Origin of the sequence: Nocardia tenerifensis NBRC 101015, from assembly GCF_000308715.1 — a bacterium.
Classification (GTDB): Bacteria; Actinomycetota; Actinomycetes; order Mycobacteriales; family Mycobacteriaceae; genus Nocardia; species Nocardia tenerifensis.
On record NZ_BAGH01000615.1, the window covers coordinates 80,216 to 102,935 of the forward strand.

Consider the following 22,720-nt stretch of genomic DNA (forward strand, 5'->3'; position numbering starts at 1 on the left):
CGTGACGCATGATCAGCCCAACTCCAGTAACGGCGATGGATCGGGGCTGATGGCGCGCACCGCGATATCTCGGCTGCGCAGATCCGTGAATGTCGCGGTGAGCAGCTCGGATCCGGCGGCCTGCACGGTGGTGACGTGGGTCAGGTCGAGGTCGATTCTGCTGAGCGGATAGGTCGCGGCCATCTCCTGGAGGTGGCGCACGATCCGTTCGGCGCTGATGAAATCGACTTCGCCCTGCAATTGGACGTTCAATACCTCGTCGTGCAGGTCGGAGGCGGCGATCGGGGAACGATGCCCGGTCGGTGCGGTGAAGACGTGCAGTCCGAAACGCTGAGACATCTCGTGCAGCGCGGCTTTTCCGCGCACACTGTTGCCGCCCGCATCCAGGCGCGGGCTGAAGACGCCGATGCCGAATTCGCCGGGCAGCGCCGACACGATGCCGCCGCCGACACCGCTCTTGGCGGGCAAACCGACCTGAACCATCCACTCGCCGCTGGCATCGTACATACCGCATGTCGACATCACCGACAGCGTGATGCGGGCGATCTCGGCGTCGATCACGCTCCGTTTGGTGACGGGGTTGACGCCGCCGTTGGCGAGGGTGGCGGCCATGACGGCGAGGTCGATGGCCGTGACGCGCAGCGCGCATTGCCGGAAATAGGTGTCGGTGACCTCCTCGACCGGTCCGGCGAGAACCCCTTGCGACAGGGTGAGATAGGCCAGGGCGCGGTTGCGGTCACCGGTCGCGGATTCGGAGGCGTAGACCGCCTCGTCGACGCCGAGTTCCCGTCCGGCGAAGGCGAAGAGCGTCGCCTGGATGCGCGCGAACTTTTCCGCGCGGTCCGCGCCGGCGACGAGCGCGGTGGTGACGATGGCGCCCGCGTTGATCAACGGATTGGCCGGTCGGCCGGTATCGGGTTCCAGGCTGATGGCGTTGAACGGCTCACCGCTGGGCTCGAATCCGACGTGCCGGGTGACCGCGGCCAACCCGAGATCGCTGAGGGCCAGCGCGTAGACGAACGGCTTGGACACCGACTGGATGGTGAACTCGGTTTCGCTGTCGCCCGCATGATAGATATCGCCGTGCAGGCTGACCATCGCCGCGCCAAGGGAATTCGGGTCCACGGACGCCAATTCGGGAATATAGTCCGCGACTGTGCCCGTGTGATTCGGGGACAAACGGTGCAGCAGATTCGTCAGCGCGGTGGTGACAGGATCGTCCATGGCCAAGCACCTTTCGGAGGTCGACAGCTCACCGGAGGTCCCAATCAGGTCGTCGGCGCGGGATGATGCCCGCCCGGCACGCTCCACACCCCGCCGGGCACCGACCGAGGGAGCGTGCTTTCCTGAAAGACCGGGCGTCGGCGTCCGCGACACTGGTCGTCCCAGTCGCTGATGGCCGCCCGCGCTTGCGAGAACAGCAGCACGACCGTCAACGCCGCCATGGGTACCGCGACCGTCCGCGCGTCCACCCGGGTCGCTCCGCTGATCGCGTCGGTGATCGTGCTCGCCTGAACCATGACGAACGCGCACCCGACCGCGACGACGAACAGCACGGCGAACACGCGCGCGGCCCGCACCGCGCCCAGCCCCTTCTCCAGGTAGAACGCCGGACCGCCGCGGAACGAACCATCCGCGAGTGGTTCCTTATAGATCTGCGCGAGCGTGTTCTCGACGACCGAGCACGCCATGCTCAGCGCGGCGACCACCCACATCCACAGCATCGCGCCGGGGCCTCCGACGACGAGCGCGACCGCCATCCCGGCGATGTTCCCGGTTCCGGTGCGGGCGGCCAACCCGACGCAGAAGGCCGCGAATCCCGAGATCGCCTGGGTGTCGCGCTGCGCCGCATCGTCGTCGGTGAACAGGCCGGTGCGCAGGGAAAGGCTTGCGGCGGAGGCGAATCGCCTGAACTGGACGGCGCGGGTGCGCACGGTGAAATACAAACCCGCGGCGATGAGCAATGGTGCGACTATCCAGAGATAAACGATGTCGGAAACGCCGGTCAGCCAGTCGTGGCGGAACCATTCGAAGTCTGCGGCGAACACCGGGTTCTCCATCCGTGCAGGATAGAACGGGCAGAGCGCGAATCGACTGATGCACGCCGCGCGCCTCATCGGTGCGGTGCACACGTCCGTAAACCATTGCGGCTATCTCGGAGCGAATTGATCGGACGAGGACGCTCCGTGCGGTCCGAGGTGCCCCGGAATCGGCGGTGTCGTTGCGAGAATCCACCTCGGGTGTAGCGAACCCGTCGGGTCCGGACAGTCGCAGGAGGCCGATATGCCGACACACAAGCGCGTCAAACTGGCTCTCGGGAGCGGCGGCGCGCGCGGCTACGCCCACATCGGCGTGCTCGCCGAACTGCGAGAGCGCGGCTACGAGGTCGTCGGAGTGGCGGGCTCGTCGATGGGCGCCCTGGTCGGCGGCTTGCTCGCGGCCGGGCGACTGGACGAATTCACCAGTTGGGCAACGACTCTCGGGCAGTTCGAGGTCGTGCGCCTGCTCGATCCCGCGCTCGCCGAGCCGGGCGTGATCCGTGCCGCCAAGGTGCTCGGTCACCTCCGCGACCTGCTCGGCACCCTGCGCATCGAGGACCTGGCGATACCCTATGTCGCCGTCGCCACCGATCTCACCGCCGGCCGCTCGGTCTGGTTCCAGAGCGGCGACCTGGACTCCGCCATCCGTGCCTCGATCGCCATCCCTGGGTTCATCACGCCCGTGCTCGTCGACGGCCACGTCCTGGTGGACGGCGGCGTCCTGGACCCGCTCCCCGTCGTGGCCACCATGGCCCTCGGCCCGGGCGATCTGACCATCGGCGTCGATCTCTCCGCCGCCCCGGACCCCGCCTACGACCGCATGCCGGCGCGTACCAACCGGCTCGGCCACTGGTTGCGAACACCCGCGCGCCGCCACGCCCGCCCGGACACCGAACCGCACCCCCTCGCCGGTGTCGGCGCCCTCGATGTCGCGCAGCGCGCCATCGACCTGATGCTGGCCGCGCTGACCCGCACGCACCTGGCCGCCCACCCGCCGGACCTCGTCATCGGTGTTCCGCTGAATGTTTGCGGCACAATGGATTTCCATCGCGCCGAGGAGATGATCGCCGTCGGCCGCGCCCTCGCCGCCACGGCATTGGACGCGGTCGCCGATACCGGCCGAGATCCGGTAGCCGATGAGGAGCCCGGCGACGACTCCGCCGAGCGGCCGTGATGGTTGCTATTTGGTTGCGATTATCGCCGAAGCGTGCGGCCCACTGCGCCGCGTCGCCCGTTCAAGGACGTATTTTCGCAGCTCGTAGCGCGATCATCCTTGGTGGACAGGCTTCGACCGGGCTGCCTAGGCTCTGAACCTGTGGTTGCTGAGCCCGACGTCAGCGCCGACCGGTGGTGCGCTGTCGTTTGGGCGGATCCGGACGCCACGGAGCCCGGTTCACCCATTGATGTGTGAGAACGAATGCGACGGAGGAGCATCGATGCTGCACACCGACATTCCCACCCGCAGTGAGATTCAGGCCCTGGCCGCCGTCACGGACGACGTGTGCGTGTCGATCTACACACCCACCGAAGACGATGTCGCCGATCCGGAGCAGAGTCGAATTGCCTTCCGCAACCAGGCACGAGACGCACTCACCCACGTCAGCGGACCGGCCGACAACGAGCTCGAGCAGGCGTTCGACGATCTGCTCGAGGACGACGACTTCTGGCGGTTCCAATCCCGAACGCTCGTGGTGCTGGCGACCCCGACTCGGCTGCGGACATTTCGCCTGCCCAACCGCCTCGGCGCGGCGGTCGCCGTCGGCGACCGGTTCCTGATCAAACCGCTCTTGCGCGCGATCACCTTCCCGCAGACCGCGTTCATCCTGGCGCTGTCCGAAGGTGCGGTACGACTGATCGAGATGACCGCGGACTCCGCCGCCCACGAGGTTCGGGTGCCCGGATTGCCCACCAGTGCAGCGGATTACGCGAACAAGGCGTCGCTGAGCGATCGTGCGCCCAAGCGCCGCATCCAGGGCGGCGAGGGGCGCAAACTGCGGGTGCGGCAGTATGCCCGCGCCATCGACCAGGAGTTGCGCGCGGTGCTGGCGGGCCGCGACGTGCCGATGATTCTCGCCGCCGCCGAGCCGACCGACTCCCTGTTCCGTGCGGAGAACAGTTATCACGCACTGCTCGACGAGTCCATCTCCGGCAACCCGGAGACGTTGACCGACGACGAGCTCGGGACCCGGGCACGGGAGATCCTCGACCGGCACTACGAGTCCGAAATACGCGACTTCGCCGCGCTTTTCGACGCGCGCCGCTCCGAGTCGCGCGCCCTCACCGATACCGCCGACATCGCTCGCGCCGCCACGTTCGGCCAGATCGATACGGTGCTGGTCGATGTCGACGCGGCGATACCCGGCACCCTCGCGCCGGAGGACGGCGCGATCACGAGGGAGGCGGACCCCGGCACCGAGACGCCGGGCATTCTCGACGAGATCGCGCGCCGCGTATTGCTCCATGGTGGAAAGGTTTTCGCGGTGCGCGCCGACGACATGCCCGAAACCACCACGGCGGCGGCCATTTTGCGCTACGCCGCCTGACCGGACAACCCGATGGTGACGGTTCTGGCCGGCGCGACGGTGTGGGACGGACTCGCGGACAATGCGATCGGTGTCCGCGACATCCTCGTCGAGGGTGCTCGGATCAGCCGAATCGCCGAGGCGATTCCGGTGCCCGACGGCGCCGCGGTGATCGACCTCACCGGTCACACGGTCACCCCGGGATTCATGGACTGTCACACCCACGTCACCATCACCCCTGCCCTGACTCCGGCCATCATGCGCTCGGCCACCGCGACCGCGCTGGCGACCATTCCGGTCCTGAAGACGTTGCTGCTCAACGGTTTCACGACGGTGCGCGACTTGATGACGGCCGATCGGTTATACAACACCGTCGACCTGCGCGACGCGGTCGCGGCCGGACTGATCGCGGGGCCGCGCATGCTCGTCGCGCCACATCTGATCTCGGCGCGCGGTGGGCACGGCGACTTCAGCGCGGTATTGGCCGACGAGTTCCAAGGTGATCCCCGGCTGCTGGAGCTCGCGGCCGCCGACGGGTGCGCGGAGATCCGATCGCGGGTGCGCACGGAGGTCCGCGCCGGGGCGGACTGGATCAAGTTCGGCGCGACCGGAGGCTTCTCCAGTCCCTCCGACGACCCGGCACAGACCACCTACTCCCAGGAAGAGATGGACGTGCTCGTCGCCACCGCCCGTGATCTGGGGGTGCCCGCCACGCCGCACTGTTACGGCGACGAAGGGGTCCGGCGCGCCGTGCGGGCCGGGGTGCGCAGCATCGAACACGGCAACCTGGCCACCGCGGAGGCCTTGCGGCTCATGATCGACCACGGCGTCTACCTGGTGCCCACCCAGTTCACCATCCTCGACGACGCGCGCCGGGTCGACGACGACGCCTACTGGGCGGACAAGCCCGCGTTCAAACGGCGCAAGTTCCGCTTTCACCGAAAAGCGTTGCTTGACTGTGCCGAACACGTCGCCGCCGCCGAGATCAAGCTCGCCTTCGGCACCGATGCCGGCATGTTCCCGCACGGGGAGAACTGGCGCGAATTCCCCACGATGGTGTCCACCGGCATCAGCCCCGTACGCGCCCTGAAGGCCGCGACCAGCGTCGCCGCCGAGCTGCTCGCCCTCGACGATCTCGGCGTCCTCGCCCCTGGCAAAATCGCCGACATCATCGCCATGCCTGGCGACCCCTTCGCCGATATAGCGCTGACCGGTCGGGTCGACTTCGTGATGAAGGAAGGCGTTGTCTACAAACGCCCCTGACCTGCCTGTCCGAACTAGAGCGGCACGCACCCTCCAGCTATTGCCCGGCTATCGATCGGTGAGTAGGGTCGAGGGTAGCGAGTCATTCATAGAGGACTTATGGAACCGGGCCGTAGCGCCCCCGCATAGGAAACTCGGGACAATGACATTTTCCGCAGTGCTCGATTTCGACACGCTTTTCGGTCCACCGAGTGAATGCCCGGACTGCGGTTCGGTCGCCGTAGGCATCGTCCACGACCACGGCGACACCCGGTTCCACTGTCGGGATTGCGGTACAGATTGGCCGTGGGCGGATGCGGAAGGGCGCGCCAGCGGGTCGGACGTGCGGGTGTAGATCCCGGTTAGAACGTTTCCCGCCTATGCCGAGGGCATCGCCATCAACGTCGCCTGCATGAGAGCGATCGGCCGCGACTCGTCCTTGTCGGACACGACCTCCGCGGTGCAAATCGTGAGCGTCCGTCCGGCGCGAACCACCGTCGCCGTCGCGCGAAAAAACGCACCCACGGCCGGGCTCATGAGGTTCACCTTGAACTCGACGGTGAGGATGTCGCGATCGGGCGGCTGCATGGACATCGCCGCGTAGCCGCACGCCGAGTCGGCCAAGGTCGTGATGGCGCCCGCGTGGACGAACCCGTTCTGCTGGCAGAGGTCCGCACGGAACGGCAGCTGGAGCGTCACCCGCCCCGGGCCCAGGTCGGCCACCGTGATCCCCATCGTGGTGAGCAGGGTCTGTCGCCCGATGCTCTCGCGCAACCGCTGGTCCTGCTCGCGGCTCAACGCGCCGTCCTCGATGACCGTCATGCGCGCATCCTAAACCGGGCCGGTGGCTCGGAACCCTGCCGATCCGGCACAGCACCCATCGACGCGTAAGCCGTGCCAGTGTGCGCGGACTCCCAGCATTTGGCAGGCGCTGCGGCAGGCTCAACGGTTCGTCTCGGCCTCGGGAGGTCGCCCTGCACGGGTCAGGTGGGTGGGGAAGGGGGCTCGGTCCGGGGCGACCCAGCCGGTGCGGGCGGCGGTGCTGGCCAAGGTGGAGGGTTGGTAGAAGCGGATCAGTAGGCGTTTGTCGAGCAGCTCGGGGTTGCGGTCGATGAAGTCGGCGAAATCGTCGGCGGGTGTGTGCCGGAGGTGGTGGGCGACCAGGTGGACCCAGGCTCGGCTGACGGTGGAGTTGTACTTCTGGGGCACGCCGGCGTAGCGGGCCGTGCTTCGCAGACCGTCGTCGACCAGTGCGATGGTCTGGTGAATTCCGAACCGCCGCAGGGCCAGCCAGGTGACGTGCACGTGCTCGCGGTGGCCGAACCGTTCGGCCGGCACCTCGGCTACCAGGTCGTCGAACGCCGTCATGACTTCGCCAGCGCTTTCAGCACCCGTCGTGTGTCCGCGATGGCCCGCGCCGAAAGACCCTCCAGCAGACGGCCTTCCAGTTCGACCATCGCCTGCCGGACCGCCTTGGCGGCCGCCGTCCCCGCAGGGGTGAGCTCGATCAGCACGGCACGCCGGTCGCCTCGGCGGGTTCCCCGCGTGATGAGGTCTTTGCGCTCCAAACGGTCGAGCACCCCGGTGAGCGTGGTGGGGCGGATGCCGATGGCCGCGCCCAGCTCCGAGACCGTGCGGCCGTCGCCCTCGGCGAGATTGGCCAGCGCATTGGCCTCGGAGTCTGTCACATCCAGGTCGACCATCTGCGCGGCCAGCTCTTGCAGGGTCGCGTGAGTGGCTCGCTGCAGGGTCAGCAGCAGTGGCTCAGCTACTACGGATTCGTACTTCACGGATATAGGTTATCCGAATCCGTACTACATGGATAGGGTCACAATGCAGGCGTCGAACGGTCGTTGGTCAGAATCCGTGGGAGTGGATCCAGTCGAGGTAGCGGTCGAGCCAGGTGTCGCACGGCAACCCCTGCGGGCCCTCGGCGAAGCCGTGGCCGCCGCGCTCGTAGACGTGCATCTCCACCGGGCGGCCGGCGTTACGCCAAACCTGTTGTAAGGCAAGGTTTTGGCCGACCACCTGCTCGTCGTCGGCGGCGAAGCAGAGGAACAGAGGCGGCGCGCCAGATGGGACGCGGTAGCCGTGCCAGATGGCGGGATAGATCGGCGCGGCGAAATCGGGCCGCGCGGCCGCGTCGGGATCGGTGGCGGCGGCCAGGGCGAGCAGGCCGCCCGCCGAGAAACCGAGGACGCCGATCCGGTGCGGGTCGAGCCCCTCTGCGGCGGCGCGGGCGCGGACCACCCGAATGGCCTGCCGGACATCGGGAATCGGTACGTGGGAGTGGGCTTTGATCGCGTCGATGCTGTGCCCGCCCCAGTCCCGCAGGAACTCCTCGTCGGGGATCGGGGTGGGGAGCAGGCGATATCGCAGCACGAAGGCCGTGATGCCCTCTTGGGCCAGTCGTTCCGCGATCTCGGTCCCGGTCTCGGTGAGGGTGACGAAACTGCCTCCCGGACAGATGATTACGGCGGTGCCGGTGGCCCGGCCCGGCGCGGGGCGATGGACCGTCAGCGCCGGTTGTGCGACATTGCGGATCACCGCGAAGTTCCGGCGTCCCTGCAACTCGGGGATGACGGTCAACTGACCGTAGGGTGTCGGATCTCGCTGCGGGTCCGGTGCGTCCGGTGACAGGGGAACGAGTTCTGCTACGGCGTGGGTCATCTCGGATCCTTCTGGTCGTGCACGGCCACGGTGCCGTTGTCACCGTCGACGGTGATCTGCTGACCGTCGTGCAGGCGCTCGGTGGCCGCGCCGGTGCCGAGGACGGCGGGGATGTGGAACTCGCGGGCGACGATCGAGCTGTGGCTCAACGCGCCACCGACATCGGTGACGATCGCCGAAGCGAGGGCGAACAGCGGCGTCCACGCCGGGGTGGTCATCGGCGCCACCAGCACGTCGCCCGGCCGCATGCGGTCGAACTCGCTCGGGCCGTGGATGATCCGAGCGGGGCCGGTCACCTGCCCCGGGCTGCCGGGCGTGCCCGCGATGACGGCGGTGGGGTCGTCCGGGCGGTGGCGTCCGCCCTCCTTGCTGAAGTCGATGCCGAGCACCTTCGCCTTCTCGGGCAGCATGTGCGGTGGCTTCATCGCCCGCTGGGCCTGCCACTCGGCGCGGCGTCGAGCGACCGAGGCACGCGAATCCACCGGCGGCGCTTCGGCATCCAGTGCCGCTGCGGCAGCCTCCAGCTCCGGCAGGCGCAACCAGTACACATCGCCGGCGTCGGCGATGACCTCGGCGGCGGTCAACCGGCGACCCAACTCGCCGAACAGTTGTCGAACCGCCGGCCAGCCGAGACCGACGTCGGCCAGGGCGTTCTCCCGCAGCGGAGCCGCCGACTGCGCCCAGCCCATGAGCCGTAGCGCGAGCGAACGCCGGAGACCGCGGCGCTTGCTTCGCAAGACGCGGACCGCCTCGGCACGGTTGTCGGCCGCGACGCGTTGGCGCACATGGGGATCCGCGGCCTCGTCGGTGAGGAAGTAGAGCAGCGTCTGGAGCAGGGTCGCGGGATGCTCCGCCGGAAGGGGTTTGGCGAAGTCGAGGTCGTAGACCATGTCGCCGTAGGTCTGGAGGTGCGCGCGGAACCGTGCGCGGAATTGTTCCCAGACTTGGTCTTCGGGGTGATCCTCGGTGAGGACGTCGGCGCGGCGGGCGGGCGGAAGTTCGGTCAAGCGCTCGGCTAGTCCGGGCTGGGAGCGCGCCCACCGCGCCAGGTCGTACAGCGCTTGCTCGGCCTGGATCGGTTTGCTCGGATAGCCGAGCAGGAATGCCGTGGCCGGGGGATCGTCGCCGCGGCGCACGAGGTTGTAGGCCTTGGTGAACAGTGCTTCGCTCATGTAGGCGGCGGGCAGCGCGCCGCCCTGAATCGCCAGATAGTAATCGGCCGCCGCGTCGACGATCTCGCGCGCACCGGCGAGTAGACGCCCGGCGGCGACGGTGGCGGGATCGATGGTCTGCCAGTGATCGGCGGCGGCGCGGTAGCTTTCGTGCGCCGAGCGCCACCGCTGCGGGGCGGTGCGCAGATGGCGGGGCAGTGTGCGGGCGAGGAATCGGGGCTGCGCCAACGCCATTCGCAGCGCGAGCAGGCCGGTGTAGTTGGTGTTGTAGTAGCCGTAGCCGTTGATGACCGCCATCGGGTCGTCGAAGTAGGGCAGGTGAATCTCGTGGTAGTGCGCGCTGGTCGCGCGCTCCCACGCCGGAATCGCGAGCGTCGCGAACAGCGGCGACAACGGTTCGGGCAGTAGCTCCATCACGCTGCCCCGCACGTATTTTCCACGGGGGTCCGGCAATTCCCACCGCGGCTGCGGCTGCGGCTCCGGGAGGGCGGTGATGGGACGGGCTTGCACGATGAAGAACCGGTGGTCGCGCAGCGCCCATTCGATGTCCATCGGCCCGCCGTAGTGGTCCTCGATGCGGGTCGCGAGGCGGGCGAGTTCGGTGGCCTCCGCGGGGCGCAGCACCGGTTCGAGGCGGCGGTTTTCCGGGACCGGCTCCTCTCGGGTGCCGGTCGCGGTCCGCACCGTCATGGTCTTCTTGTCGCTGATGTCCTGCCGCAGCACCGCGCCGTCGGACTTGCCCACCACCACCGTGTCCGGGGTGACCTGACCGCTGACGATCGCCTCGCCCAGCCCCCACGCGGCATTGATCAGCACGCGGTCCCGCGCGCCGGTCACCGGGTCGGCGGTGAACGCGACACCGGCCGCGTCGGCGAAGACGAGCTCCTGCACGACGACCGCCAAGGCCACTTCTTCGGACGAGACCTGGTGGCGCGCACGGTATCCGATGGCCCGATCGGTCCACAGCGATGCCCAGCAGCGCCGCACGGCGTCGAGCACCTCGGGCAAACCGTGAATGTTGAGGTAGGTCTCCTGCTGACCGGCGAAGGACATGCCGGGCAGATCCTCGGCCGTCGCCGAGGACCGGACCGCGACCTCCACCCCGCCCAGCCGCTCGTACGCGGCGGCGATCTGTCGCGCGATATCTTCCGGAACAGGCTGGGCGGCAAAGAGTTCGGTGATCGCGTCGGCGGCGGCCGACCACGTCTCGGGGCGGTCGGCCACCGCGTCGGCGGCCAGTGCGACGATCCGGTCGTGCAAGCCGTCGGCCGCGACGAAGCGTCGGTAGGCGGCGGTGGTCACGTGGAAGCCGGGCGGTACCGGCAATTCGGCCGCGGCCAGCCGGGCCAGGGAACTGCCCTTGCCGCCGGCGACCTCGAGTGTCGCGGCCGGATCGGCGAGGGGGAGGGTGTAGGAATCGGTTTGGGAGGCAACGGTACTCATCGACCCTCTGTTTCGGTGCGTTCGGCGAAGTCGGTCTGTGCCGCGGCCAGTGTGTCGAGCATGACGGATTTTCCGGCCTCGAGATCGGCGCCGGAACTCGGCGTCAATCCGAGCTCCAGTAGCTCCGCCAGGGCGTCGATCACCTGCTCGGTCGACGGGGTCGGCGGTGTGGCGCCGGCATGTGGGAAGGTTTGTCGCAGTGCGGGTGTCAAGGCGTCGAGCACGAAAGCCACTGCTCGGGTGTCGACTGCGGCTCTGACCGCTCCTACCCGTTGCATCGCGTCCAGAAACGGCTGGGTGCCGACGGTTTCCAGGCTCTCGAACACGTTGCGGGGCCGACGCAGATACTTGCCGAAGATCTCCTTGTCGCGGGCGACGATCGCCGCCGCGAGCGGCAACTGTTGCAGTGCCCCGGCCATCGCGCGGTAGACGCTGGCCACGCTGCCGCCCTGCGGGTCGGCCAGCAGACACTCACGCCACCGCGCCGAGTACCGCTCCAGCTCCCGCCGTACGACGGCCTCGACCAGCTCGTCCTTCGACTTGAACCGCAGATAGACCAGGCCCCGGTGCAGCGCCACCCTCTCGGCCACCTCACCCATGGTGAGTTTGTCGTACCCCGATCGCAGCAACAGCGCCGCCGCCGTATCGAGGATCCCCTGCGTGCGTTCCAGCTCGTCTACCACTGCCTTGACTCTCTGACAAAGTTTGTGAATCTGTCAAACGCGAGCGTAGACGCTTAGCGCGCCGGCGTCAACGGAGCGGTGGTACGGCCAGAAGGAATGCGCCCGAGGCGAACTCCGGGCGTTCCGAAAGCCGCCAGGAAGTCGGCGATCAAAGCGGGCCTCGACGAACCCGCATCCAGAGAGGTTGTACCCGCCCTTCTCTCCGGTCTGCCGGGCGAATAGACTCGATGTGACGTGGACCCGTGTTGATGCGGGATCCACCCTCCTGACAGCGATGCCGGCCCCGGCCCCCGGTCGGATCGTTGTTTCCTCGAGTTCGGCGGCATGGCAGATGCTCGAACCGCGCGATGGGAATCCGGTTGCGGACACCGCGTACTCGGGTGCGGGCCGCACACGCCGAACGTGTTCGGTGGGCGGTGATGGTCATGATCTCGATCGAGTTCGAATGGATGTGTACTGAACGATTGCGTGGCCGGTCCGCGGCGGTGGGTTGTGGCGGTCGGCTAGTCGCCGGCGCGGCAGGTCCGCGATGAGCGAAACCGACGCTCTCACAGCGCGATTCATGGCGGCGGTGCGTCAGGAGGTAGCCGCCGTGCCGCGCGGGGCGAACCAGGTGTGCGCGCTGTGTACGCAGTTGCTGCCGGTGGACCGGGCGGCCGTGATGGCGTGCACCGGCGAGCAGGTCTGGGAGATGCTGGGCGCCTCGGACGACATCGCGGCCGGCTTCGCGCAGGTGCAGGTCGTCGCGTGCGAGGGACCGGGTCCGCAGGCATATCTGACCGACGCGCCGGTGCTGGTGCCCGATCTCGGCGCCGCGCTGGCGGCAGGGCGGTGGCCGCTGCTGGCGGCGGCCGGATCCGGCGAGCGCAGCGGTGCGGTGTTCTCCTTCCCGCTGCGCCGGGGGGCGATCCGCGTCGGCACCCTGGACTTTTACACCACCGCGCCCACGGCGCTGGACGCGCACGGGTTCGCCGCGGCGGTGCACGTGGCCGACCTGGTCACGGTGCTGCTGCTGACGTCGGTGCGCGAGGACTCGCCGGAATCGGCCACGGGCGTGGAGACGTACGAGAGCAACGGCCGCGGGCTGGGTCCTTGGTGGACGGTCGCCGAATCCACCCGCGAGATCCATCAGGCCACCGGTATGGTGGCCGCGCAACTCCAGGTCGATCTCGCCACCGCGCACGCCCAGTTGGTCGCGCGTGCGCTCAGCGCGGGGCAGCCGATCGCGAAGTTCGCCGCCGATATCGTCACGCGCCGAATCCGCTTCGCGCCGAACGAATCCGGTGATCGAGATTGGCTGGGGTCCTGACGATCGAGGATATGGAGCGTGTGCCGATGAAGAGCCGGGAACAGGTACTGATCGCGGCTTCGTCCGGATGGCGGATTCGCTGGTCGCCGACTACGACCCGGTGGAGTTGGCCCAGGAACTGGTCGAGGTCGTGGTGGAGGTGCTGCCGGTCGGCGCCGCCGGGGTGATGCTGGCCGATCACGCCGGCCGACTGCAGGTGCTGGCCTCGACCAGCGAGGAGACCCGGCTGCTGGAGCTGTTCCAGATCCAGTCGGCGGCCGGGCCGTGCTTGGCCGCCTACGCCGAAGGTCATCAGGTGCTGGTGCCCGATCTCGACGAGCAGCGCCGTCGCTGGCCCAACTTCACCGACCGCGCCCGCGCCGAGGGCTGGACCTCGGTGTACGCGCTGCCGATGCGGCTACGTCAGGAGCGCATCGGCGCGCTCAACCTGTTCGCCGCCGCGGGCCCCGACCGGCTCTCGGCCACCGACACCGCTGTGGCCCAGGCGCTGGCCGACGCGACGACGATCGGCATCCTGCACGCCCGCGTCCTGGCGGACTCGGTGTCGGTGGCCGCGCAACTGCAGGGCGCGCTGAACAGCCGGACGGTCATAGAACAGGCCAAGGGGGTGCTCGCCGAACGCGGCGGTCTCGAGATGGACTCCGCGTTCGAGTTCCTGCGCGCCTATGCCCGCGCGCACACCATCCGCATGCTCGACCTGGCCCGTGCCGTGATCGACGGGACCGCCGACACCGCCGCCATCCTGGCCGACCACGACCGGACGGTGCCCAAACGACGGGATTACGAGAACAACTGAGCCGCAACCTGCGATGGGCATTGCCCGAGCCGGTTCGTGCCGTATCCGGCTACGTCGCAGCGTATTTCGGCTACCGTGAAACGGTGCGATTGCGTTCCCTGCTCACCATCGCCGAACTGGGCTTCGAGCTCCTGTGCGGCGCGGAGAACCAGGATCGCTTCGTGCGCTGGGTGATCACCACGGACCTGCTCGATCCCGGTCGCTACCTGTCCGGGGGAGAGCTGGTGCTCACGGGGTTGCATTGGCGGCACGGCGCCGCCGACAGCGAGGCGTTCGTGTCGGCGCTGGCCGGCGCGGGGGTGGCGGGAGTGGTTGCGGGCCAGGCTCGTTACGGGGGAGTGCCGCAGGACGTCGTCGAGGCCTGCCGACGCCATCGCATGCCGCTGTTCACCGTGCCTGTCAACGTGAGTTTCTCGGTGGTGACCGAGCACATCAATCGCGGGTTCGCCATCGGCCGCGCCGCGGACCTGAGCGCGGCGCTGCATCGGAACCGCGAACTGGTGGCCGACGGCGGACTCGGCTCGGTGCTGGCCTTGCTCGAGCGCGACTTCGGCCTGCGCTGCTGGGTGATGACGTCGACCGGTCGGCTCGTGGCCGGCTCGGGAACGCCGCCCGCCGCCGCGCTCGACACCTTTCTTCGCGCCAGGAACCTGCCCGTGGTCCTGCGTGATGCCGTGCCGTACACCGTGTTCGCGGTCGACGGGCCTCGTTTCGCCCGGGCGGCGGATTGGCTGCTGATCTTCGAGGGCGATCGCGCCGAGTGGCCGGAGGAGCGGCGCGCTATCGTCGCCGATCTGGCCGCCGTCGTGTCGCTGGAACGGGCCCGTCCGGACGATGAGCGGCGGGTCGAGGTACGGCTCGCGCGGGAACTCGTCGAGCAGATCGCTGGCGGAGCACGCGGATCGGAAACCGCTGTGCGGCTTGATCTGACCGGCCTCGGAACCGCCGATTCCTACCTCGCGGTGGCAGCGACCATCGACTTGGACGCGTTGCGCCCGAGGGAATTACGCGGTCTACTACGCGAGATCCTGCACGGCACACCATGTGCGGTCGGATCGGTGGATAGCGAAGCGATCGCCCTGCTACCCGCCGACGCCGACCCCGTCGGCAACATTCGGCGCACCGTCGCGACACTGACACCCGGTCTGCACGGTAGCCGACTAGCAGTCGGTGTCAGTGCCGCCGTCGAGCAAGCGGACCTGCGGATCGCGGTCGAGCAAGCCCGCGTCGCGTGTCGATCAGCCGTGACCGGGCCGAACAGCGTTGTCGCCCATGAGGATTTGACCGCCCGAACGCTCCTGCTGGCCAGCGTGCCCGACGACGTACGCCTGCTCTTCCAGGTCCGCCTGCTGCACCCGCTGCGCGCCTACGACCGATTGAACCGCACCGACCTCGTGCACACCCTCGAGAAATTCCTCGAGGTGTCCGGCGCCTGGACCCGATGCGCCGAACTGCTGCATATCCACGTCGGCACCCTGCGCAACCGCATCCAGCGCATCGAGGAACTGACCGGCCGTGACCTCTCCCGCCTCGAGGACCGCGCCAACTTCGTCCTCGCCCTCGCGCTGAGATAGGCGGCGGCGAAAGACAACTCGCCGCCGCCCACACCCCTCAGCCCAAATTCAGCGCAATGTCTTCAGGGCGCACGGGAATTCGTGGCAGATCCAGTCCGGTGGCATTGCGCAACGCGTTCACGATGGCGGGAGTGGACGACAGCGTGGGCGGCTCGCCCACACCGTTGAGTCCATACGGTGAGTCCGGATGCGCGAACTCGAACAGCGAGATCGGCATCGGCGGCACGTCGGCGATGGTCGGGATCAGGTAGTCGGTGAACGACGGATTGCGCACCCGCCCTTCACGATCCACCAGAATCTCCTCCATCAGCGCCAACCCGAGGCCCTGTGCGCTGCCGCCCTCGATCTGCCCCTCGACGGCCAGCGGATTCATCGCCTTGCCCACATCCTGGGCCACGGCCAGCTCGACGACGCGCACCAGCCCGAGCTCGACGTCCACGTCCACCACGGCGCGGTGCGCGCAGAACGCGAAGGCGATGTGCGCGTTGCCTTGTCCGCGTTCGGGGTCGATCCCCTCGGTCGGCCGGTGGTGATACTCGTAGACGCGCTCGAGGGTGTCCGAGCCGACGATCTCGGCGATCGAGGCCACCGGTTCGCCGTGCACGATATCGACGATGGCGTTGTCCCGAAGCGCGAGGGCCGCGGCATTGCGACCGGTCGCCGCCTCGGCCCGGCGCAGCAGCTCGCGTGTGAGCTGCCGGCAGGCGCCTTGCACGGCCCCACTCGACATCCAGGTCATCCTGGACGCCGAGGCGGAGCCCGCGTCGCCGATCCTGGTGTCGGCGGGCAGCACGACCACGCGGGTGACACCGAGTTCGGTGGTCGCGATCTGCGACTGCACCGTCGTTATCCCCTGCCCGCACTCCGCCGCGGCCGTGTGGATCGACAACACCGGTTTGCCGGCCGTCACGGAGAGGATCACCCGGGCGGTGGAGATATCGTCGACGCCGCCGGAGTACCCGATTGCCTTGACGCCCACCGCATAGCCGATGCCGCGGCGAATGCCTTCGCCATGCGTGGTGTTGCCTACCCCGCCGGGCAGCGTGCGCACGTCACCGCTCGACTCCGTTTCGGGCAGCGGCCTGTCGCGGAGCGCGTCGAGCAGTTCCCGAACAGGGGCGGGCCCGTCGACCGGTTGGCCCGTGGGCAAGACGGTTCCCGTGGTCATCGCGTTCTTTCGCCGCAGCTCGAGCGGGTCCATCCCGAGCACGCGGGCGAGCTTGTCCATATTGGACTCACAGCCGTACGCCGACTGCACCGCGCCGAAACCACGCATCGCCCCGCACGGCGGATTGTTGCTGTAGACGGCCAATCCGTCGATCTCCGCGTGCTCGACCGCGTATGCCCCGGCCACGAAGTACGACGCGTTCGCGATCACGACCGGCGACGTCGAGGTGTAAGCCCCGCCGTCGAGCACCAGCCGTGCCTTGACATAGACGAGCTTGCCGTCGCGGGTGGCGCCGTGCTCGTAGCGCATCTTCGCGGGATGCCGATGGACGTGCCCGAAGAAGGACTCGTAGCGGTTGTACACCATCTTCACGGGCTTGCCGAGGCGCAGCGCCAGCATGCAGGCGTGCACGTGCACCGAAAGGTCTTCGCGCCCACCGAAAGCGCCGCCGACCCCCGCCATCGTCAGCCGGACCTTGTCCGGCGGGAGCGCCAGGCAGGGCGCGATCTGTTCGAGATCCTTGTGCAGCCACTGCGAGGAGACATACAGCTCGACCCCGCCGTCCTCGGCGGGCACGGCGAGACCCGATTCGGGGCCGAGGAAGGCCTGATCCTGCATGCCGACCTCGTAGTCGCCGGTGACCACGACCTCGGCCAGCGCCCGCGCCGCGGCCATGTCGCCGTGCCGAATCTTGACGTGGCGCACCAGGTTCGGCCCCTCGTGAATGGAGCGCGTGTGCGGATCGAGGGCACGCTCGGCATCGGTGACCGGCTCCATCAGCTCATAGTCGACCCGCACGAGTTCGGCCGCGCGCCGCGCGGTCACGGGGTGGTCGGCGGCCACCAGCGCCACCGGTTCTCCTTGGTATCGAACCTCATCGAACGCGAGCACCGGCTGGTCGGCGACCTTCATGCCGTACGTCTTCGCGCCGGGCACGTCCTCGTGGGTGAGGACCGCGTGCACGCCGTCGACCGCGAGCGCCGCGCGCACATCGATGGACCGGATCCGCGCCGCCGCGTGCGGACTGCGCACCGTGGTGGCCCAGACCATGCCCGCCATCCACAGATCCGAGGAGTACGCGAATTCGCCGGTGACCTTGAGCAATCCATCCGGACGCACCGCGCTGTCGCCGACGCCCTTGCCCTCGCTGGTCTGTGCGGGACGCACCAGGGTCGTCATCGTGACCACCGGACCCGCGGTGTGCCGGACGGTCGGGATCGGAATGGCGCGCTGCGCATGTGCTGGCTCCTTGGATGTGCGGCGCCTCGCGGACGCCGGGAACTGACCGAGGTCGCCGGTCCCTTCCCGCCGCGTCGCAGTGTTCACCGGGCCGTCGGCACATCCCCGACCGGATACCTCGGACGATTCTACACGTGTAGACATTGCGCTGCATAGACTTTCACCACGTACGCTGCGCAGGTGCAGCGAATCACGCGAGACGATGTCGCACGGCGGGCGGGCACCTCGACGGCCGTGGTGAGCTATGTGCTCAACGACGGCCCCCGGCCGGTCGCGAAGGCGACGCGGGCCAGGGTGCTGGCGGCCATCGAGGAGCTCGGCTACCGCCCGAATCTGGTTGCCCGAGCCTTGCGGTCGACCCGGAGCAATACGATCGGCCTCGTCGTCCCCGACAGCAGCGAGGCCTTCTTCGCCGAGCTGGTCCACGCCGTCGAGCGCGCCGCCTTCGCCGCCGATTCGCTTGTGCTGCTCGGCAATTCCGGCTACTCGCGAGCGCAGGAGGCCCGGTACGCGCGAACCCTGGCGAGCATGCAGGTCGGCGGCGTCCTGCTGGTGCGCTCGGAGGTCGGCGAGCCGCACACCCATCCCGCCGATCTCGGTGTGCCCGTGGTCTATCTGAACTATCGGGCGCCACGCGGCGTCGACGCGCCATCGGTGACCCTCGCCAACCGGCACGGTGGCCGGTCGGCCGCCGAGCATCTGCTCGAGCACGGCTACCGTCGGATCGGTTGTCTCACAGGGACTTCCCGATCCGGCCCGGTGGCCGACCGGGCCCGTGGGTGGGCGGACGCGATGCGGGCGGCCGACCGCGACGCCTCGGCCGTGCGACGCACCGGACTGGATCGGCCGGCGGCACGCGAAGAGGTGAAAGCCTGGCTGCGGCAGAAGGATCGGCCCGACGCCGTCTTCGCCGCCGCGGACGGACTGGCCCTGGATGTGCTGGCGGCGGCGCAGGAGCTGGGGTTGCGCGTGCCGGAGGATCTGGCGGTGGTGGGTTTCGGTGCGACCGCTCCCGCCGCGTACAGCTGGCCGCCGCTGACGACCATCGGACGGTCGTTCGACGACTTCGCCCAGGCGGCGGTGACGGCCTTACAAACGGTGCGGGAGAAGGGAAGTCGACAGGCGGACCAGGTGCTCGCCGTCTCCCTCATCCCGAGACGCAGCTGCGGGTGCCCATAACGTTGCATGTAATATGTCGGCATTGTCGAAAGGGAGGCGTGCCGACATGTCCGACTCGTGGGTACTGGAGAGCATCGCCTCCGGCGAACTGCTCACCGACCGTACTTACGAGGCGCTGAAGGCGGCGATTCTCCGCAATCAGCTGGCGCCGGGCACCGCGCTGAGCGTGCCCGAGCTCGCACGTCAGCTCAATGTGAGCCGCACGCCGGTGCGCGAGGCGGTGCAGCGGCTGATCTATGAGGGTCTGGCCGATCACGTCAGCCGCCGCGGCGCCGAGGTGAGCAAGGTCGACATCGCCGACCTGCGGGAACTGTATGTGGTGCGCGAATCGCTGGAGGGCCTGGCCGCCCGGTTGGCGACCGAGCGCCTCGACGAGAACGGACTCGCCACACTGCGGGAAATCCTGGCCGAGCACGAACGCGTCCTGGCCGGCGGCGCGGACAACGCCGCCCATATCGAGCTGGACATCCGATTCCATCGCACCGTGCGCGAGATCGCCGCGAACACCCATCTCACCGCCGCGCTGGAACCGATCGCCGGACGCTCGCACCTCGCCCTGCATTCGCTGTGGCGCAGCAAGGACGCGCCCCGGCTGGCGCTGGACGAGCACATCCACATCGTCGACGCGATGGCGGCCGGCGATCCAGAGTTCGCCGAAACCGTTGCGCGCCGCCATATCTCGCGGCTGCGCGTGCGACTGTCCCAGGCGACCACGCGGGACGGCATGTCGGGCGACGCACCGCGCCGGCGAGACTTCTCACTCGCCGGCGACGATGCGCCCCGGCGACCCGAGGGGCGCGCCGATCGTCCCGAGCGCCCGCTCGAGTCCCCGCACTAGCGGCTACTTCGCGGTGTCCAGTGCCGCTTCCTCGGCCCAGGCCGAGGGGGTGTAGCCGCTGTAGTGGTCGGCGTGCGAGTTGGTGGCCGAGGCCTGCGGGATCTCACCGCGCAGGTATGCCTCCGCCTCGGCCTTGTCCTTGGGCGGGGGAGTCGGGGCCAGGCCGAGCAGCTTCGCCATATTGTTGCCCAGGTAGCCCTCGAGATCGTCCTCGGAGAGGTTCAGCCCCTGCGGCGGCTCGTGGCACAGGACCTCGAGTTCGCGCGCCCACATTCCGGGTTCGTTCGGCGGCGAGTCGGTGCCGAACACCATCTTGCTCTTCTTCATCTCCTTCGCGAACTCCACGATGCGCGATTGGAGCAGCCAGCCGGATTCGCCGATGACGTTCGTGGAATCCTGGATCATCCAGAATGCCTCGAAGCAGTAGACGCCGCCGGTCTGGATGCCGAAGTGCCCGAGAATGAAATTGACGCCGGGGAACTCACGGATGATCGGGTAGAACTGCGTCGGAATGGAGTACGGGCCGTCGCCGGTGTGGATCAGCACCGTCACGCCGAGCTCGTCGCAGACCCGCAGCGCGGGGCGCAGCCAGTCCAGCGCCCGGTCCGGGCGGTACGAGTGCATATTGGCGTGCAGTTTCATCATCTTGTAGCCGTATTCCTGGACGTGGAACGCCAATTCGGCGGCCCCGTTCTCCGGCCCGAAACGCGGGTTGTAGATGAAGTTTCCGACGAAACGGTCCGGATACCGCTGGACCAGCGAGGTGATATAGGCCTGGTAATCCCGGATGCCTTCGCGGCCACTGCGATTGCCTTCACGCCAGGCCGTGTTTCCCGGCGGCGGCATGATGCAGCTGATGTCGACCCGGCGCGGCTTGCCGTTGATCCACATCGGGCCGTCCATCATGGCGAGAGTGCGCTCACCGGTGAAGGGTTCACCGGTATGACGCCACGCCTCGTCGACGAGGTTCGTCGGATGGACGTGCGTATCGATGATCATCGTGGCTCCTCTTGATCAGGTCGGGATGAGATCCCGGCCGCGAGAAACCGCACCTACGGGCCGCTGGATTGACTGCGGCGCCGAGCCGGCCCGACGTCGACTCGATGGAATCGAGTCCAGCACAACGCAACCCGTGTGTCAACGAGATTGCATGTAAACTATTGATCGAACGAATTTAACATTTCCGCAGTTCAGTTGAGTTACCATGCCGCGCCGCGCAAAATCCCTGGTCGAATTCGAGGGTTGACAGCGACATCCGCGCGGGGTTTACATGTATTCGCATCGGTTTTCGGACCGATCGCACCGCCGGTGACCTCCCGATCCTGGGTTAAACCGTTCGGCGATCGCCAGGGCTGTGCCCTGGCGGGGAGTCAACTCCCTTCGCCCACGGATTTCGAGGCGGCTCAGCCGCCCTGGGAAAGGCAGAGGCGGCCATGGCACCTCCATCCCCCAAACGCTGCGATCTCCTGCTCACCGGCGGGACCGTGATCACCGTCGATGACGCGCGTAATGTGCACCTACCCGGCGCGGTCGCGGTCTCCGGATCGCGCATCGTCGCGGTGGGCACCGCGGCCGAACTCGCCGACTGGCGGGCCGACACCGTCCTCGACTGCGGCGGCCGTGCGGTGCTGCCCGGCCTGGTCGACGGCCACAACCATCTGTACCAGGCCCTAGCCCGCGGGCTGGGCGAGGGCATGTCCATCGTGCCCTGGCTGTGTGAGTTCATGTGGCCCTACTCGATCGCGATGACCCGCGAGGACGCGGTCGCGGCGGCTCGCCTCGGCGCGGTCGAGGCGCTGCGCGCGGGCACCACGACCGTCATCGACAACCATTACGCCCCAAGCGATTTGGCTACCACGCTGGCGGTCGCCGACGTCATCGAGGACGCCGGTCTGCGCGGCGTGGTGGCCCGCGGCGTGCTCGGCGACCGCACCGCGATCGCGGCGCGACGCAGCCAGCCGCCGGGCCTGTTCCGCTACCGCAGCGCCGACGATCTCGCGATCACCCGCGAGGCCCTCCAGCATCGCCCACGCGGCTCCAAGGTCGAGATATGGCCCGCCCCTTTGAATCTCACGTATGTGGATCAGGACGTGGTGCGCGGCTGCGCCGAGCTCGCCGCGGAGTTCGACACCAAGTGGCATACCCATTGCTGCGAGAGCCGCAGCGACCCGCGCAGTTACCTCGAGGAGTACGGCCTGCGGCCCGTGCAGTGGCTGGCCGAGGCCGGCCTGCTCGATGAGCGGGCGACCCTGGCCCACGCCATCTGGCTCGACGATCAGGAGATCGAACAGGTCGGCGCCGCGGGCGCGGGCGTCGCGCACAATCCGGCCTCGAACGCCTATCTCGCGTCGGGCACCATGCGGCTGCGCGAGCTCCGATCCCACGGCGCCCCAGTGTCTCTCGGCAGCGACGGCTCCAGCTGCGGGCATCGGCAGGACCTGTTCGAGGCGATGAAGCTGTCGATCTTCGCGCAGCGGCTGTCCACCCTCGACCCCACCGCCGCCCACGCCGAGGACGCGCTCGTCCTCGCCACCCGCGAGGGCGCGGAGTACGCAGGCATCGACGCCGGCGTGCTCGAGCCGGGCCGGCTCGCCGATATCATCGTCGTCGATCTCGACCGCCCCCACCTTCGCCCGCTGCACCGCGCGGTGAGCTCGCTCGTCTACTCGGCGCGCGGCTCGGACGTGGAGACCACGATCGTCGGCGGGCAGATCGTCTACGACAAGGGGCGGTGCCTGCTCGTGGACGAGGAAGCGGCGATGGCACAGGCCCAGTTCCGGGCCGAGCGACTGGTCGCCCGCGCGGATATGACGGCATTGCGCATGCCCTGGTCGAGCTGACCGAAT

General features: G+C 68.5%; 19 protein-coding genes. 9 read left to right on the forward strand and 10 right to left on the reverse strand.

Annotated elements, in window-relative coordinates; translation table 11 throughout:
- Nucleotides 1-12: 12 nt before the first annotated feature.
- Together glsA and ON39_RS45270 are read right to left on the reverse strand one after the other, a co-directional pair.
- Nucleotides 13-1,224, reverse strand: coding sequence for a glutaminase A (gene glsA / locus ON39_RS45265; protein WP_063713508.1), 1,212 nt, complete (start codon nucleotides 1,222-1,224; stop codon nucleotides 13-15).
- Nucleotides 1,225-1,268: 44 nt separating this feature from the next.
- Complete coding sequence (locus tag ON39_RS45270; protein WP_051187961.1) at nucleotides 1,269-2,060, reverse strand: alanine:cation symporter family protein; 792 nt, start codon at nucleotides 2,058-2,060, stop codon at nucleotides 1,269-1,271.
- A 223-nt stretch (nucleotides 2,061-2,283) separates the two neighbouring features.
- Here ON39_RS45270 and ON39_RS45275 point away from each other — a divergent pair, with 223 nt between their 5' ends.
- The 3 genes from ON39_RS45275 (at nucleotide 2,284) to ON39_RS45285 (ending at nucleotide 5,824) form a co-directional block, all read left to right on the forward strand.
- Nucleotides 2,284-3,213: a patatin-like phospholipase family protein gene (locus ON39_RS45275; RefSeq protein WP_051187962.1), complete on the forward strand. Its 930-nt coding sequence runs from the start codon at nucleotides 2,284-2,286 to the stop codon at nucleotides 3,211-3,213.
- 262 nt (nucleotides 3,214-3,475) lie between these two features.
- Nucleotides 3,476-4,582, forward strand: coding sequence for a baeRF11 domain-containing protein (locus ON39_RS45280; RefSeq protein WP_040743600.1), 1,107 nt, complete (start codon nucleotides 3,476-3,478; stop codon nucleotides 4,580-4,582).
- Nucleotides 4,583-4,594: 12 nt separating this feature from the next.
- A complete protein-coding gene (locus ON39_RS45285; protein ID WP_040743602.1) occupies nucleotides 4,595-5,824 on the forward strand; it encodes a metal-dependent hydrolase family protein in 1,230 nt (409 codons plus the stop codon).
- Between the two features lie 357 nt (nucleotides 5,825-6,181).
- On the opposite strand, the gene ON39_RS45290 is transcribed toward ON39_RS45285, so the two are convergent.
- The 6 genes from ON39_RS45290 to ON39_RS46670 form a co-directional block, all read right to left on the reverse strand.
- Nucleotides 6,182-6,625: a PaaI family thioesterase gene (locus ON39_RS45290; RefSeq protein WP_040743603.1), complete on the reverse strand. Its 444-nt coding sequence runs from the start codon at nucleotides 6,623-6,625 to the stop codon at nucleotides 6,182-6,184.
- 120 nt (nucleotides 6,626-6,745) lie between these two features.
- The gene (locus ON39_RS46665; RefSeq protein WP_211336245.1) at nucleotides 6,746-7,171 is read right to left on the reverse strand and encodes a hypothetical protein; all 426 of its coding nucleotides are present in this window, start codon (nucleotides 7,169-7,171) and stop codon (nucleotides 6,746-6,748) included.
- A complete protein-coding gene (locus ON39_RS45300) occupies nucleotides 7,168-7,593 on the reverse strand; it encodes a MarR family winged helix-turn-helix transcriptional regulator (protein ID WP_040743605.1) in 426 nt (141 codons plus the stop codon). The genes ON39_RS46665 and ON39_RS45300 overlap by 4 nt, the downstream gene beginning before the upstream one ends.
- A 67-nt stretch (nucleotides 7,594-7,660) precedes the next feature.
- Nucleotides 7,661-8,473: an alpha/beta hydrolase gene (locus ON39_RS45305; RefSeq protein ID WP_083895118.1), complete on the reverse strand. Its 813-nt coding sequence runs from the start codon at nucleotides 8,471-8,473 to the stop codon at nucleotides 7,661-7,663.
- On the reverse strand, nucleotides 8,470-11,088 hold the full coding sequence (locus ON39_RS45310) for a PEP/pyruvate-binding domain-containing protein (RefSeq protein ID WP_040743607.1): 2,619 nt from the start codon (nucleotides 11,086-11,088) through the stop codon (nucleotides 8,470-8,472). Before ON39_RS45310 ends, ON39_RS45305 begins: the two co-directional genes overlap by 4 nt.
- Nucleotides 11,085-11,771: a TetR/AcrR family transcriptional regulator gene (locus ON39_RS46670; protein WP_051187964.1), complete on the reverse strand. Its 687-nt coding sequence runs from the start codon at nucleotides 11,769-11,771 to the stop codon at nucleotides 11,085-11,087. Before ON39_RS46670 ends, ON39_RS45310 begins: the two co-directional genes overlap by 4 nt.
- Before the next feature lie 529 nt (nucleotides 11,772-12,300).
- On the opposite strand from ON39_RS46670, the gene ON39_RS45320 reads away from it, so the two are divergent.
- The 3 genes from ON39_RS45320 (at nucleotide 12,301) to ON39_RS45330 (ending at nucleotide 15,450) form a co-directional block, all read left to right on the forward strand.
- Entirely contained in the window at nucleotides 12,301-13,080 is a 780-nt protein-coding gene (locus ON39_RS45320; protein WP_040743608.1) for an ANTAR domain-containing protein, read from the forward strand.
- 67 nt (nucleotides 13,081-13,147) lie between these two features.
- A complete protein-coding gene (locus ON39_RS45325; RefSeq protein WP_051187965.1) occupies nucleotides 13,148-13,876 on the forward strand; it encodes a GAF and ANTAR domain-containing protein in 729 nt (242 codons plus the stop codon).
- 83 nt (nucleotides 13,877-13,959) lie between these two features.
- Entirely contained in the window at nucleotides 13,960-15,450 is a 1,491-nt protein-coding gene (locus tag ON39_RS45330) for a PucR family transcriptional regulator (RefSeq protein ID WP_040743684.1), read from the forward strand.
- A gap of 37 nt (nucleotides 15,451-15,487) precedes the next feature.
- Here ON39_RS45330 and pucD read toward each other — a convergent pair whose 3' ends face one another.
- Entirely contained in the window at nucleotides 15,488-17,797 is a 2,310-nt protein-coding gene (gene pucD, locus ON39_RS45335) for a xanthine dehydrogenase subunit D (RefSeq protein ID WP_040743685.1), read from the reverse strand.
- 240 nt (nucleotides 17,798-18,037) lie between these two features.
- Here pucD and ON39_RS45340 point away from each other — a divergent pair, with 240 nt between their 5' ends.
- Nucleotides 18,038-19,036, forward strand: a complete 999-nt coding sequence (locus ON39_RS45340) for a LacI family DNA-binding transcriptional regulator (protein WP_040743610.1) — start codon at nucleotides 18,038-18,040, stop codon at nucleotides 19,034-19,036.
- Nucleotides 19,037-19,082: 46 nt separating this feature from the next.
- Complete coding sequence (locus tag ON39_RS45345; RefSeq protein WP_051187967.1) at nucleotides 19,083-19,874, forward strand: GntR family transcriptional regulator; 792 nt, start codon at nucleotides 19,083-19,085, stop codon at nucleotides 19,872-19,874.
- A 3-nt stretch (nucleotides 19,875-19,877) separates the two neighbouring features.
- On the opposite strand, the gene ON39_RS45350 is transcribed toward ON39_RS45345, so the two are convergent.
- Entirely contained in the window at nucleotides 19,878-20,873 is a 996-nt protein-coding gene (locus ON39_RS45350) for an amidohydrolase family protein (RefSeq protein ID WP_040743612.1), read from the reverse strand.
- Between the two features lie 434 nt (nucleotides 20,874-21,307).
- Here ON39_RS45350 and ON39_RS45355 point away from each other — a divergent pair, with 434 nt between their 5' ends.
- Entirely contained in the window at nucleotides 21,308-22,714 is a 1,407-nt protein-coding gene (locus ON39_RS45355; RefSeq protein WP_040743613.1) for an amidohydrolase family protein, read from the forward strand.
- The last annotated feature ends 6 nt before the right edge of the window (nucleotides 22,715-22,720 follow it).

Excerpts from the sequence above, each read along its gene's own strand:
- glsA (WP_063713508.1), bottom strand. The coding sequence starts at position 1,224 with ATGGACGATCCTGTCACCACCGCGCTGACGAATCTGCTGCACCGTTTG.
- ON39_RS45270 (WP_051187961.1), bottom strand. The coding sequence starts at position 2,060 with ATGGAGAACCCGGTGTTCGCCGCAGACTTCGAATGGTTCCGCCACGAC.
- ON39_RS45275 (WP_051187962.1), top strand. The coding sequence starts at position 2,284 with ATGCCGACACACAAGCGCGTCAAACTGGCTCTCGGGAGCGGCGGCGCG.
- ON39_RS45280 (WP_040743600.1), top strand. The coding sequence starts at position 3,476 with ATGCTGCACACCGACATTCCCACCCGCAGTGAGATTCAGGCCCTGGCC.
- ON39_RS45285 (WP_040743602.1), top strand. The coding sequence starts at position 4,595 with ATGGTGACGGTTCTGGCCGGCGCGACGGTGTGGGACGGACTCGCGGAC.
- ON39_RS45290 (WP_040743603.1), bottom strand. The coding sequence starts at position 6,625 with ATGACGGTCATCGAGGACGGCGCGTTGAGCCGCGAGCAGGACCAGCGG.
- ON39_RS46665 (WP_211336245.1), bottom strand. The coding sequence starts at position 7,171 with ATGACGGCGTTCGACGACCTGGTAGCCGAGGTGCCGGCCGAACGGTTC.
- ON39_RS45305 (WP_083895118.1), bottom strand. The coding sequence starts at position 8,473 with ATGACCCACGCCGTAGCAGAACTCGTTCCCCTGTCACCGGACGCACCG.
- ON39_RS45310 (WP_040743607.1), bottom strand. The coding sequence starts at position 11,088 with ATGAGTACCGTTGCCTCCCAAACCGATTCCTACACCCTCCCCCTCGCC.
- ON39_RS45320 (WP_040743608.1), top strand. The coding sequence starts at position 12,301 with ATGAGCGAAACCGACGCTCTCACAGCGCGATTCATGGCGGCGGTGCGT.
- ON39_RS45325 (WP_051187965.1), top strand. The coding sequence starts at position 13,148 with ATGGCGGATTCGCTGGTCGCCGACTACGACCCGGTGGAGTTGGCCCAG.
- pucD (WP_040743685.1), bottom strand. The coding sequence starts at position 17,797 with ATGACGACCCTGGTGCGTCCCGCACAGACCAGCGAGGGCAAGGGCGTC.
- ON39_RS45345 (WP_051187967.1), top strand. The coding sequence starts at position 19,083 with ATGTCCGACTCGTGGGTACTGGAGAGCATCGCCTCCGGCGAACTGCTC.
- ON39_RS45350 (WP_040743612.1), bottom strand. The coding sequence starts at position 20,873 with ATGATCATCGATACGCACGTCCATCCGACGAACCTCGTCGACGAGGCG.
- ON39_RS45355 (WP_040743613.1), top strand. The coding sequence starts at position 21,308 with ATGGCACCTCCATCCCCCAAACGCTGCGATCTCCTGCTCACCGGCGGG.